We start from the raw sequence: 13598 nt of genomic DNA on the forward strand, positions 1-13598 counted from the left end.
TAACTAAAACGCCCTATTCAGACTCGCTTTCGCTACGGCTCCGATCCTAAAAATCTTAACCTTGCTAGTTAAAGTAACTCGTAGGCTCATTATGCAAAAGGCACGCCGTCAGTCCGAAGACCTCCGACCGCTTGTAAGCGTATGGTTTCAGGTTCTATTTCACTCCCTTATTCAGGGTTCTTTTCACCTTTCCCTCACGGTACTGGTTCACTATCGGTCTCTCAGGAGTATTTAGCCTTATGGGATGGTCCCCACAGTTTCATACAGGGTTTCACGTGCCCCGCACTACTCAGGATACCACTATCTGTAACTGTCTTTACTTATACCGGGCTATCACCGTCTATGGCTACTCTTTCCAAAGTATTCTAATTCATAAAGCACAAAATATCGTGGTCCTACAACCCCCATTATGCCGTAACATAATAGGTTTGGGCTAATCCGCGTTCGCTCGCCACTACTAGCGGAATCACTATTGTTTTCTTCTCCTCCGGGTACTTAGATGTTTCAGTTCTCCGGGTTTGCCCCATTTCTGGTGATATATCTTCAATATACCGGGTTGCCCCATTCGGATATTTGCGGATCAATTCTTGTGTGCAGATCCCCGCAACTTTTCGCAGCTTATCACGTCCTTCATCGCCTCTGAGAGCCTAGGCATTCCCCATACGCCCTTAATTAGCTTATTGTACTTATTGCTCTTTTAAGGGCTTATGTATAAAATACATAAACCTTTATATTATAATGAGTTAATCATATTATATTCATATTCTTGCGTATATAACCGGCTAGGTTACATACGACTTCTCGTATTCTTTAATTATTTCCCAATATGTCAATGAACGTTTTTCCATTATCAGTACAATATCTATGTAAATAAAAACGTATTGCACTCTCGTGAATCCTGTGTTTTTAAAAACTATATCCTTTATACCTAAGGATGATAACTACTATAAAGTAACTATCTTGGTGGAGAATATCGGAGTCGAACCGATGACCTCCTGCGTGCAAGGCAGGCGCTCTAGCCAGCTGAGCTAATCCCCCATTTTTATGAAATCAAGATGATGACATCAGATTTCGAATGACGAAGTAATGATTCTCAACTTCTAAAATTTCCTTCAAAATGTAATAAAATGAACATCGCGATTTATTAAGCTTTCGCGAAAGCGTAACCAGTAGTCTCAGGCAGACTCGAACTGCCGACCTCTACATTATCAGTGTAGCGCTCTAACCAGCTGAGCTATGAGACTGTAATTAAACAATCTATAGTTGCTAAGTAATAGTCTTAAGTAAAAAACTCAATACTAAAGTCTAACTACTATTTACTTGTTTATTAAAATTAAATCGACAGCTATTGAAAACTAAAACCTATTACTAACCTTTCGGCTGTAAGTCGTTTGCTGTTTGTTAAAGATATTGTTACATATAAATACATAACGCACCATAACAGGGACAAGCTCTAGAAAGGAGGTGTTCCAGCCGCACCTTCCGGTACGGCTACCTTGTTACGACTTAGCCCTAGTTACCAGTTTTACCCTAGGCCGCTCCTTACGGTGACGGACTTCAGGTACCCCCAGCTTCCATGGCTTGACGGGCGGTGTGTACAAGGCCCGGGAACGTATTCACCGGATCATGGCTGATATCCGATTACTAGCGATTCCAGCTTCATGGAGTCGAGTTGCAGACTCCAATCCGAACTGAGATAGGGTTTATAGATTCGCTCCTTATCGCTAAGTGGCTGCTCTCTGTCCCTACCATTGTAGCACGTGTGTGGCCCAGGACGTAAGGGCCGTGATGATTTGACGTCATCCCCACCTTCCTCACGGTTTGCACCGGCAGTCTGGCTAGAGTTCCCGACATTACTCGCTGGCAACTAACCACAGGGGTTGCGCTCGTTATAGGACTTAACCTGACACCTCACGGCACGAGCTGACGACAACCATGCAGCACCTTGTAATCTGTCCGAAGAAAACTCTATCTCTAAAGCTGTCAGACTACATTTAAGCCCTGGTAAGGTTCCTCGCGTATCATCGAATTAAACCACATGCTCCACCGCTTGTGCGGGCCCCCGTCAATTCCTTTGAGTTTCATTCTTGCGAACGTACTCCCCAGGTGGGATACTTATCACTTTCGCTTAGTCACTCAGCCCGAAGGCCAAACAACTAGTATCCATCGTTTACGGCGTAGACTACCAGGGTATCTAATCCTGTTCGCTACCTACGCTTTCGTCCATCAGCGTCAATATATTGTTAGTGATCTGCCTTCGCAATCGGTATTCTATGTAATCTCTAAGCATTTCACCGCTACACTACATATTCTAACCACTTCACAATAATTCAAGACATACAGTATCAATGGCAATTCTATGGTTAAGCCACAGACTTTCACCACTGACTTATATGCCCGCCTACGGACCCTTTAAACCCAATGATTCCGGATAACGCTTGCACCCTCCGTATTACCGCGGCTGCTGGCACGGAGTTAGCCGGTGCTTATTCTTATGGTACCGTCATCAGTCTACACGTAGACCTTATTCTTCCCATATAAAAGTAGTTTACAACCCATAGGGCAGTCTTCCTACACGCGGCATGGCTGGATCAGAGTTGCCTCCATTGTCCAATATTCCTCACTGCTGCCTCCCGTAGGAGTCTGGTCCGTGTCTCAGTACCAGTGTGGGGGATCTCCCTCTCAGGACCCCTATCTATCGCAGTCTTGGTAAGCCGTTACCTTACCAACTAACTAATAGAACGCATAGTCATCTTATACCGCCGAAACTTTAATTATTTAATGATGCCAAAAAATAATACTATGGGGTATTAATCTTCGTTTCCAAAGGCTATCCCCCAGTATAAGGTAGATTCTATACGCGTTACGCACCCGTGCGCCGGTCGTCAGCAAATAGCAAGCTACTCCTGTTACCCCTCGACTTGCATGTGTTAAGCCTGCCGCTAGCGTTCATCCTGAGCCAGGATCAAACTCTTCATCGTGTGTTGTTAATAATTTCAACTCCTCACAACTCGAAATATCCGGTCAATAATAAACTTCTAGTTTTCAAATTCTTTGTAATAATACCCGAAGGTATTAATACGCGCTGTCAATTCAATAAATCAATGAACTTTCTCTACTACTATTAATAGCAGAAAACTCTTGTAAATGCAAAGGAATCGAACCTCAAATTAGACTAACTAATCTTCCAAAACATCTCAATAAAAACTCTTGAACTTCGCTAGATATGTTACTGTTTCTCTAAGCGGGTGCAAATATACAACTGTTTTTTAAACTCACAACTTAATCTTAAAAATAATTGAAATTTAATTTTCAACCTCCAAAACCAAGAAACAATCGCAATGAACATAACTCACAAATAACCTCTATTTGTTAGCGGCTGCAAAACTACAACCTTTTTCCTAATTACAAACTATCTTTTGAGAAATAATTTGAAGAAATAAAAACAAACTTTTTGAAGCCATTTAAAAGAACAAACGCTTACCGTGAAGCGGATGGCAAAGATACACCGAAGTTCTAATCTGACAAGAATATTCTTAAGAAAATTTTAAGGAAATATGCAACTCCCTGTAAACACAAGAACTAGCTTTGAAAATAGTTTGATTGACACCTCAACAACCACAAAAGAACCCTATTTTGCACACTATAAATTCAGAAAAACTAGCACATCTAACCTCAGTAACCATCAAATAGCTGCAAAAACCACCCTAGAAATTTTCGCGAAAGCGTAAACCATCTATAAGAAAAAGTTCCATACGATACCGAAACGTATATTAAAGTCTCTATATGGGTATCCAGGGGCACTGTAAAAGTCGCTTCCTGTAAAACTACTGTTGAAATGCTCCGCTTTTAAAAAGATTCGTGTTTGGCGGACTTTCATATTAATAAAGAAGTCCAACAATGGGAAGTTACCTAGCTCCTCTGTGTTTTGTACATAAAACTCGGCTAAGATAGGATCATAGCCATTGAGGTTATACTTAGTAAAATAGTTTGCTGTGATACCCGTCTGAAGAAGCAATGCTTTCTTAAAGAGACGGTCTGTAAAGTAAAAACTACCTCTACCTACTACATCTGGAACATTGAGCACACCCTCTGCTCCTGTTACATTTTGATAGGTAGCCGTAAGATCAAGGTTAAACTTTCCGAACTTAATATCTCTATTTGCACTAATCTTCAAATGATTTACCGCTTCTCCAGATTGACGGGACTCTACAAGACCGCCTTCCCCAAGTCCAAAATATGCGTAGTCCTTTATAGTAGATGCTGACGCCTCGAGATTTACGAGACTCTTTGCATCTAGTTGCGCTGCTAGCGTGTTTGTTTTTACCGTAGCATAGTTGTCTTGATTAGACCAATTATAGTTTAAGTAATTGCTTTGAAACAGTAGGTGATTAAAACTAGCTTGTCTAGCGTTACTAAGAATACTCACAGAGAATCGCTTGTCATCTGCTATCGAATATCCCGCTTCTCCATATATATTGTAACCATCAAAGTCACCTACCACATTTACCTGCGCCTCTCCTTCTATATCAAATCCTCCAATCCTATTTTTGTAAGCTCCACCTACAGCAATATTTGTTCCCTGTAATCTATTAGGCACACGCTCAGAAACACCATCCCCATCTGCATCTTGAATAAGCACTGCGTTATACCCATAATCATAGTACAAGGCATTTGCTTGAAACTTAAGTTGCCCTAGCTTTTTATCCTCATAAACAGCATTAATCTCATTGTAGGTTTCTTCATGATCTGTTCTATCTGAAAAACTGGTCTGACTAAACGCCTCACCAAAAATTGCATTTGCCGCATCTTGTCTATAAGTATAAAACTTATTCTCACTATTAAAAATATGCCCTACTCTAAGACTATAATCCTTGAGACTATCTTTTTTCTGGACAAGGTTATAATGATGATTCACATATATACGTGTGCCGTCGAGTATATTTTCTGCATCCTCAAAGTTCACAGGTAATCTTGATCTATCACTAAAGTCTTCTTCACCACTATTAAACTGCTCTACACCTTGCTCTGTAAGTCCGCCATTTTCTTGATTTAATAAATCTTGTGCAACCCAGTGCGCTCTTATATGATACCTATCATTTTTAGTACGGTAGCTACCAGCAAATCTAAAGTTACCAGAACTTGTTAAGGCATTTTGATATTTACCTAGGCTACGCACTCCTTTATATGCAATAGACATGTTGAGTCGTGGGTGAATATTTAGGGTAAAAAATGCATCTAATTGCTGCCCTTGCTCAAAGGCGCTTCTGTAAAACAATTCTGTAAGCGGTGTAGGCAGATGATAGTAATTAATATCTTCTACCTCCATATATGCAAAATGTCTAGCCTGCGCTATATATCCTGGTGTAGTACGTCTATTATTAAAGTTATAGATGAGCGTGTTATTAGTTTGCCCTGTGTTTGCAAATGGTAATAAGCCATATCTATCTTTACGCAGGTAATTAAATTTGTAATCCTTCTTTATATTAAGTGTAGTATCTACGTATGTAGTATCTCTAGTTATTGATATGATTTTATAATCCTCAACGGGTGGTCTTTCAAACTTCTTGATGTTAGTAGAAGAAACCTCTCTGGCATTAAGAGGATCATTGTTATCGTCTTGCTGTATAATACCTGTAGATGACCCTCTGGTAGGGATCCGAGAAATTTGAGCAAAAAGCATGGTTTGCAACAAGCAAAATAATAAAATCAAAACTCCTCTCATACAAAAAAATTATAGCGTCAAAATTACATTTTTATCCTCGAACCTCGTATTTTCAGCTCCACAAAGATGCTTAAACTCAAATATCATACTCATCTCATAGAATGTGGCACGGACGAAGCTGGCCGTGGCTGCCTCGCAGGCCCTGTTACTGCTGCTGCCGTAATGCTTCCAGATGACTTCATTAGCGAGATACTTACAGATTCTAAACTTCTCACAGAGAAGAAACGTGAATTACTCAAACCTATTATAGAAGAACAAGCAATTGCTTTCGGATTTGCTCATGTAATGATGAGTGAGATAGACGATATTAATATCCTTAATGCTTCCATCTTAGGAATGCACCGCAGTATTGAAAGTATGATAGGTACGCTTTCGCGAAAGCAAAAAAAACCACAACACATTCTTGTAGACGGCAATCGGTTTAAACCTTTTCCTAAGATTGACCACACCACTGTTATAAAAGGTGACGGAAAATACTTGCCTATTGCTGCTGCGTCTATTATTGCTAAAACTGCTCGTGATGAATATATGAATCTCATACACGAAGAGTTCCCTATGTACAATTGGAAAAAAAACAAGGGTTACCCTACCAAGGAACATCGAGAGGCAATACGTAAATATGGTATTACAAAGTATCATCGCAAGAGCTTTAAATTACTTCCAGAACAATACGAACTCGATTTTACGTTTAAGAATAACAGCTAATTCCTTGTTTAAAAAGTAGTCAATAACAATATGAGGTTCTCTAGAAGTTCTCAAGACTGAGGTTGTATTTTTGAACCCACCTTAAGCGCACATATGAAATCTTTCTTTTACATACTCCTTAGCCTTGTTTTTCTCGCTAGTTGCGATACTACACCAAAGGCATCATCTTCTCTTACTAAATATATACCTCGCAAAGCGGCGGTTATCATAAAGACTAATGACTTTAAGGATCTTAAAAGTGCACTAGTAAATAATGATCTTATACAAGAGCTAGCTCCCACGGCTCTTTATAAAACCCTAGTAAAAGGGCAGACATTGTTTAAAGATATACAACCAGATGGCGAGACCTTATTATGTTATACAAAACTAGGCCGTAATGATTATGACATTAGTATGATTACAAAAGCGCATGCTTCGCTTTTTAAAGGAGACTCATTACTAATGAAAGAAGCAGCACTTAAGGACCCAACTATTAAAACATTAGGCGGAACTGCGCATTATCTTATATATAAGGACGTGCTCATTGCTAGTACATCAAAAATCCTTTTAGAAAATGTATTGAGAGAGGATAACACAGACATCTATGAAGATGAACTTTTTGAAAAAGCATACACCTCATCTAGCAATAGTGCTACGGCTTCTATATTTATAAGAGGATCAGAAGGTGCTAGCTTGTATAAGAGTCTACTTCCTAATGCAACAGCAAATGCGCTTAAAAATTCGTTTTCTTGGACTGCGGCAGATATAGATTTGGATAACAATGACATCAGGCTAAATGGTGTTGCACTGGTACAAGACTCCACATCACAGAGATTAAGCTTACTTAAGAACACACAACCGGTAGTGAATAGAATTGCATCTATCACTCCTACCGCTGCAATTGCTGTAGAGGCTATCACCTATGACGACTGGCAGCAGTTTAAATCTAGTAAAGCAGACTTTTTGAAACTAGATCTCTCGAAATATACGCTTGCACGAGAGGATCTTTTTGCTAGTTTCTCAGAGGTAGGAATGATTCATCTGCCTAAAGGAAAAGTAATAGTAGGAGTTTCTACAAATATTACGGTTACAGATAACGAGCTGGCGAGTGCTTCAGAAAAAGCCGAATTTAGAAAGGTTTCTATCTATAAGATTAATATGGGGTCTGCTTTCGCGAAAGCGTACTCACCGCTACTCAATCTTTCATCTCCTACCTTATACGCATCGATAGATGACTTCTATCTTTTTGCCGAAAATCAAGAAGCGCTAGAAACTGTAATTGCCAACTATCAAAACAAAGCAACCTTATCTAACAGCGCTACCTTCCAGAATACGGAGAGTACTTTAAGTCGCGCCTCTAGTTATTTACACATTTCTGGCCTGAGCAGTAACGCATATAAACAACTAGCATCAAAAGATGGTCAAAAAGTTTTAAAGGATATCACTCTAAATGGCTATGATTATAGCGCGCTACAACTCATACAAGAAAAGGACTATTTGCTACTTAATATGGCGATTCTCAAGAACGACGAGGCTACGACAGATGCAAATATTGCTCAAATTGCCAATGTAAAACTAAGCGCAGACATCATAATGACGCCGCAGCTAGTAACCAATCATCGTACAAATGGGAAGGATGTAGTGGTGCAAGACATAAACAACACCCTATACCTAATAAGTAATGCAGGAAAAGTATTGTGGCAAAAAGATCTAGATGGTCAAATACTAGGTGAGGTGCAGCAGATAGATTTATATCGCAATGGTAGGTTACAGCTTGCTTTTACCACACCATCTTCATTTTATGTGTTGGATCGTAATGGTAAAGAAGTATCTCCTTACCCGCTTTCTTTTAAAGATAACATCACGCAACCGCTTTCTATCTTCGACTACGACAATAATAGTAATTACCGCTTTGTCATTGTTCAAAACGATAAGGTGTTGATGTATGATAAAAAAGCAAAGGCTGTTTCTGGCTTTACCTTTAGAGAAGCAGGAAGTGCAATTTTATATCCTCCAGCACATATGCGCATAGGTAACAAAGATTATATCACGATTGCCGAGAATAGCGGGAAGCTGCACATCTTAAACCGAACAGGAAAAACACGAATTGACGTTAAAGAAAAAATCAACTTTGGTGATACTCCTATTTATAAGTATGGCAACAACTTTGAAACCTTTACAGTTAATGGTGAGAAAGTGAGCATTAATACTTCTGGTAAGCTTACTCAAAGTATTTCAGATTTTCAATCGGATTCAAAAATCGCTATTGAAGACAAACTGAAAGTAGGTTTGAGAGAAAACAAACTTGTGGTAAATGGTAAGAAGAGAGAGATTGCCTTTGGCACCTATACTTCACCTAGCATCTCAAGCACTGGAAAATCACAATACATTGCTATCACCAATACAGAATCTAGCGAAGTCTATATCTATGACAATAAAGGTGTATTACTACCTAACTTCCCTATCTATGGAACTTCTAAGGCCGATGTTGGCTTTTTACAAAGCAACAAGTCTCTAGGTTTTGTAACTCAAGGAAGCAGTAATTCAGTATTGATTTATAAGATTAACTAGCTCGACGTCCTTATATATATTCCGCGCCCGCTTCTGGAGTAATGAAGTTGGCTTCAAAGAGCGCTGTAAAGTGTTTGAGTAATTTCTCTTTTACTTCGGCTTCGTCTACGGTTGCTTTACCTAGCTCTACATTGAGAGATGTCACTGCTTTGTCTTTTATCCCACAAGGAATCATCAGGTCAAAGTAGCCCAAGTCTGCATTTACATTTAATGCAAATCCGTGCATGGTTACCCAGCGGCTAGCGCGTACACCCATAGCACAAATTTTACGTGCAAACGGAGTTCCTACATCAAACCACACACCCGTTTCTCCAGGAGAGCGTTCGGCTTTTAGTCCGTATTCGGCTAGGGTGAGAATTACCATCTCTTCTAGTAGTCTCAGGTATTTGTGAATGTCTCTAAAAAAGCTATCAAGATCAAGAATAGGATACCCTACGATTTGTCCGGGACCGTGATAGGTGATATCTCCACCGCGGTTAATCTTATAAAAACTAGCTTTTTTCTCGGCAAGCTCCTTTTCGCTAACAAGCAAATTAGAAAGATCACCACTCTTCCCTAATGTAAAGACATGAGGGTGCTCTACAAACAAGAAATGGTTAGGAGTTACCAGTCCGGCGTTTTGTCTACGGTTTGCGATTTTCATATCCACCGTTTTCTTAAAAAGCGTCTCTTGATAGTCCCAAGTTTCCTTATAATCTCGATTTCCGAGGTCCTGTAAAATGATATTTTTATTCACGGCGCAAAGGTACGCAGAAACATAAAAAAATATCTCAACTTTTAAAATCCCTTTTTCTTAAGAAGTGAATGCTTTGATTTTTCTTTTCCCCGCCCTGAAGGAAGCTCACACTTCGATTTTTCTTTTCCCCAACCCTGAAGGGTGGAAAAATCTTTGTTTAATAAAATCTGTTTGGAAATATCTACTCTGTTCTTAGTAGGTGTTTGTGATTACTCTTATGCAACATCTCCCCTAGCCCCTCTTCAAAGAGGGGAAAACTCTTGTGAAAAGAGTCACCCTTTAGGTGTGCGGAAAGCTTTTGCAAATCCCTCCTCAAAGACAGCAACACTCAAATGAGAATCGCAACGAAGTTGCAAAAAATGAAAGCCCCTCTTCGAAGAGAGGTTGGGGAGATGTTCGCGAGTTGTGAAAAAGCCACCCTTTAGGGTTGGGGAAAGCTTTTTTAAAGGTGCTTAGATTTTTCTTTTCCCCAACCCTGAAGGGTGGAAAAATCTTTGTTCAATAAAATCTGTTTGGAATCATCTACTCTGTTCTTAATAGGTGTATGTGATTACTCTTATGAAACATCTCCCCTAGCCCCTCTTCAAAGAGGGGAACACTCTTGTGAAAAAAGCCACCCTTTAGGGTTGGGGAAAGCTTTTTGGAAACATCTCCCCACAAACAGAAATACTCACATGAAAATCGCAACGAAGTTGCAAAAAATGAAAGCCCCTCTTCGAAGAGGGGTTGGGGAGATGTTCGCGAGTTGTGAAAAATAAAACAGCCACCCTTTAGGGACGGGGAAAACTTTAAAAATAAACCACCTTTCAGGGCTGGGGAAAGCTTTTAAAACAAAAAAAACCTCCTACCATATAGTAGAAGGTCTTTATAATAATTATCGTGACTTATTTATCCTCAAGAACCACCTCAAAGTTTTCTAAGGTTTTGTCTGTTCCTTCTAGTAGGGTTTTATAGTCTATGGAGAAGGTTACTGTTTTACCATCTTCTGAGATTATTGCGCCTTCTTGAGATACGGAGATTACTTTTCTTGGGAATACGTATTCTAGTTGCATAGTAGATTGATCTAGTACTTCATCCATACCTAGCACCATCTCTTTCATCATATTGTTCTCGGCTTCTCCATTCTCATCTTTAAAGACGGCATCCTCTACGTCTTGCCTTGTCTTTTCAGATAATTCGCTGCTGCCTTCTAGGTGTCTTGATAGCGCTTTAGGATCTGTTCTTCTAAAGGTGTTATCGGTAAAAGTATAGATCACCTTGTTTGTACTCAGCATACTATTTGCTGGGCTACTACTTGCCTTCTCTCCGCCTGGTGTGGTTTTCTTTGCGCTTTCAAACACTTTATCTACATCATATGCGATGCGCTCTATCTCCTTAAACTCTTTGAAGTCTTTTATGACAGTGAGTACCATCACCCCATTCTCCTCGTCTATGTTCATATTCATAGCAAAGTCTTTAAGTGCTTTCACATTCTCTTGCTGTGCAGATGGTAATGTGGCGATGCTATCCTTGTAGATTTCTAGAAAGTCATTAAACACCATCGTGGTATCCATTTTCTCCTTCTTCTTTTCTGGATTACTCGCTCCACTTTGAGCAGCGATTGCCATGATTTGTGATAGGTCAAACTTAGACTCATAACGACCTCCCATGTCTTCATTAAACACAATACGCTCATGCATACTACAACTTACTAGTAACACTAATAGCACTACTAGCAGTCCATAAACCTTTTTACTCATTACTACTTTTTTGGATTATTTAATATTACGAGTGCTGCAATTACGCCAGGCACCCAGCCACAGAGCCAAAGTAAGAAAACTATTAATACAGACCCACATCCTTTGCCTATTACAGCTAGTGGTGGAAAAAAGATGGCAAGTAAGACGCGCCAGATACTCATAAGTGAAGTTTTTTGATCCTATCCATCGGTTGGAAAGGTTGATTGATGTACTTAATAAGACGACATAATTTTCAGATTGTTACAATGTTGATTTCTGAGCGGGCTATCACTATCTTTGCGCCGCTCTACCGCTATTTGTGTGTAGCGCTTATTTGCAAAAAATATAAAAGAATTATTACTGTATGCAACTGTCAGAACAAGAACAAGTACGCCGTCAAAAATTATCCCGCTTGCGCGAAATAGGAATCAATCCTTATCCAGCAGCACAATACCACGTTACTCATAGCTCTAAGAAAGCAATCGCAGACTATAAAGAGGGTGAGAAGGTAGTAATGGCAGGTCGCTTGATGCGAAAGAAGATTCAAGGTTCTGCATCTTTTGGAGAGATTCAAGATGGTGAAGGTCGCATACAATTATACTTTAACCGTGACGAAATTTGCCCAGGAGAAGATAAGTCTCATTATAACGAGGTATTTAAAAAGCTTCTTGACTTAGGTGATTTCATTGGTGTAGAAGGAACGTTATTCACTACACAAGTAGGTGAGATTACGGTATCACTTACTGGCTTTACCCTATTAAGTAAAGCACTTAAACCATTACCATTACCTAAAACAGATGCAGAGGGTAATACCTATGATGAATTTATAGATCCAGAAATGCGTTACCGCCAGCGTTATGCAGATCTTGCTGTAAACCCACACGTAAAAGAAGTATTTGTAAAACGCACCAAGCTTTTTAATGCGATGCGTAACTTCTTTAACGACGCAGGATATTTTGAAGTAGAGACTCCTATCCTACAGCCTATTGCTGGAGGAGCCGCAGCACGACCATTTGTGACGCACCACAACTCACTAGACATGCCATTATATATGCGTATTGCAAATGAGCTGTATTTAAAGCGTCTCATTGTTGGCGGATTTGAAGGTGTGTATGAGTTTTCAAAGAACTTCCGTAATGAAGGGATGGACCGCACGCACAATCCAGAGTTTACCGCAATGGAAATCTATGTAGCTTATAAAGACTACAACTGGATGATGGAGTTTTGTGAGCAGTTACTAGAACACTGCGCGATGGCTGTAAACGGAACTACAAAGGCAACCTTTGGTGAGCACGAAGTAGATTTTAAAGCTCCGTATGCTAGAGTAACCATGGCAGATAGTATCAAGCACTTTACAGGTTTTGATATTCTTGATAAAACAGAAGATGAGATACGCGCTGCTGCACAAGGCATGGGTATCGAGGTAGATGAGACTATGGGTAAAGGAAAACTCATCGATGAGATTTTTGGTGAGAAGTGTGAGGGTAACTACATACAGCCTACCTACATCACAGACTATCCTAAAGAGATGAGCCCGCTATGTAAGGAGCACCGTGATAACCCAGAACTCACAGAACGTTTTGAGTTAATGGTTTGTGGTAAAGAGATTGCAAATGCATACTCAGAGCTTAACGACCCTATCGATCAGCGTGAGCGTTTTGAGGCACAGCTAGAACTTGCAAAGCGTGGTGATGACGAGGCAACAGCTTCTATAGATTATGACTTCTTGCGTTCATTAGAGTACGGGATGCCTCCTACCTCAGGAATGGGAATTGGGATGGACCGTTTGATTATGTTCTTGACTAATAACCAGTCTATACAAGAAGTACTGTTCTTCCCACAGATGAAACCAGAAAAGAAGGCACTTGATCTTAACGAGAACGAAAAAGCAATTTACGACCTCCTTAAAAAGGAAAGCCCACAAGAACTTGGCGCACTTAAAACTGCAGCAGGTTTAAGTAATAAAGGATGGGACAAAGGTCTTAAAGGTCTTACCAAACTAGGCGCTGCCAAAGTTTCTAAAACTGACGATGGTTTGTTTGTAACCATTGCAGACTAACCCTACCGTCTTACTATAAAAGACAACCTAAAAACCGACTATTAAATCCCTGCTTTTTAAGTGGGGATTTTTTTATACGCTTTCGCGAAAATTTGAGTTGGTTAC

Annotated in this window: 8 protein-coding genes, 2 tRNA genes and 2 rRNA genes (1 of these 12 cut by a window edge); 4 read left to right on the plus strand and 8 right to left on the minus strand. The window is 39.9% G+C overall.

Features of this window, described 5'->3' with window-relative positions; translation table 11 throughout:
• From SJY23_RS02610 to SJY23_RS02625, 4 genes are all read right to left on the minus strand, one after another.
• A 23S ribosomal RNA gene (locus tag SJY23_RS02610) occupies window positions 1-682 on the minus strand (it extends 2145 nt beyond the left edge of the window).
• Between the two features lie 279 nt (window positions 683-961).
• Window positions 962-1038: transfer RNA gene (locus SJY23_RS02615), tRNA-Ala, on the minus strand.
• Between the two features lie 132 nt (window positions 1039-1170).
• Window positions 1171-1244: transfer RNA gene (locus SJY23_RS02620), tRNA-Ile, on the minus strand.
• 213 nt (window positions 1245-1457) lie between these two features.
• Window positions 1458-2981: ribosomal RNA gene (locus SJY23_RS02625) — 16S ribosomal RNA — on the minus strand.
• The 16S and 23S rRNA genes sit together here with 2 tRNA genes alongside, the layout of an rRNA operon.
• Window positions 2982-3557: 576 nt before the next feature.
• Between SJY23_RS02625 and SJY23_RS02630 the strand changes: the two genes are divergently transcribed.
• The gene (locus SJY23_RS02630; protein WP_396597331.1) at window positions 3558-3731 is read left to right on the plus strand and encodes a hypothetical protein; all 174 of its coding nucleotides are present in this window, start codon (window positions 3558-3560) and stop codon (window positions 3729-3731) included.
• A gap of 5 nt (window positions 3732-3736) precedes the next feature.
• Here the strand turns inward: SJY23_RS02630 and SJY23_RS02635 are convergent, their stop codons facing one another.
• On the minus strand, window positions 3737-5683 hold the full coding sequence (locus SJY23_RS02635; protein WP_396597332.1) for a putative porin: 1947 nt from the start codon (window positions 5681-5683) through the stop codon (window positions 3737-3739).
• Between the two features lie 108 nt (window positions 5684-5791).
• On the opposite strand from SJY23_RS02635, the gene SJY23_RS02640 reads away from it, so the two are divergent.
• A complete protein-coding gene (locus SJY23_RS02640) occupies window positions 5792-6430 on the plus strand; it encodes a ribonuclease HII (RefSeq protein ID WP_396597333.1) in 639 nt (212 codons plus the stop codon).
• 93 nt (window positions 6431-6523) lie between these two features.
• Window positions 6524-8980, plus strand: a complete 2457-nt coding sequence (locus tag SJY23_RS02645) for a hypothetical protein (protein WP_396597334.1) — start codon at window positions 6524-6526, stop codon at window positions 8978-8980.
• Window positions 8981-8990: 10 nt separating this feature from the next.
• Here SJY23_RS02645 and lipB read toward each other — a convergent pair whose 3' ends face one another.
• From lipB to SJY23_RS02660, 3 genes are all read right to left on the minus strand, one after another.
• Window positions 8991-9716, minus strand: a complete 726-nt coding sequence (lipB, locus tag SJY23_RS02650) for a lipoyl(octanoyl) transferase LipB (protein WP_379952801.1) — start codon at window positions 9714-9716, stop codon at window positions 8991-8993.
• A gap of 884 nt (window positions 9717-10600) precedes the next feature.
• Window positions 10601-11455, minus strand: coding sequence for a hypothetical protein (locus tag SJY23_RS02655; protein WP_396597335.1), 855 nt, complete (start codon window positions 11453-11455; stop codon window positions 10601-10603).
• A 2-nt stretch (window positions 11456-11457) separates the two neighbouring features.
• The gene (locus SJY23_RS02660; RefSeq protein WP_013751129.1) at window positions 11458-11616 is read right to left on the minus strand and encodes a YqaE/Pmp3 family membrane protein; all 159 of its coding nucleotides are present in this window, start codon (window positions 11614-11616) and stop codon (window positions 11458-11460) included.
• A gap of 182 nt (window positions 11617-11798) precedes the next feature.
• Here SJY23_RS02660 and lysS point away from each other — a divergent pair, with 182 nt between their 5' ends.
• Window positions 11799-13493, plus strand: coding sequence for a lysine--tRNA ligase (lysS, locus tag SJY23_RS02665; RefSeq protein ID WP_396597336.1), 1695 nt, complete (start codon window positions 11799-11801; stop codon window positions 13491-13493).
• Window positions 13494-13598: the final 105 nt, after the last annotated feature.

It is taken from the genome of Dokdonia sp. R86516, from assembly GCF_044596715.1.
In the GTDB taxonomy this organism is placed as follows: Bacteria; Bacteroidota; Bacteroidia; order Flavobacteriales; family Flavobacteriaceae; genus Dokdonia.

Coding starts and splice junctions, on each gene's coding strand:
- SJY23_RS02630 (WP_396597331.1), top strand. CDS start 3,558: ATGCAACTCCCTGTAAACACAAGAACTAGCTTTGAAAATAGTTTGATT.
- SJY23_RS02635 (WP_396597332.1), bottom strand. CDS start 5,683: ATGCTTTTTGCTCAAATTTCTCGGATCCCTACCAGAGGGTCATCTACA.
- SJY23_RS02640 (WP_396597333.1), top strand. CDS start 5,792: ATGCTTAAACTCAAATATCATACTCATCTCATAGAATGTGGCACGGAC.
- SJY23_RS02645 (WP_396597334.1), top strand. CDS start 6,524: ATGAAATCTTTCTTTTACATACTCCTTAGCCTTGTTTTTCTCGCTAGT.
- SJY23_RS02655 (WP_396597335.1), bottom strand. CDS start 11,455: ATGAGTAAAAAGGTTTATGGACTGCTAGTAGTGCTATTAGTGTTACTA.
- SJY23_RS02660 (WP_013751129.1), bottom strand. CDS start 11,616: ATGAGTATCTGGCGCGTCTTACTTGCCATCTTTTTTCCACCACTAGCT.
- lysS (WP_396597336.1), top strand. CDS start 11,799: ATGCAACTGTCAGAACAAGAACAAGTACGCCGTCAAAAATTATCCCGC.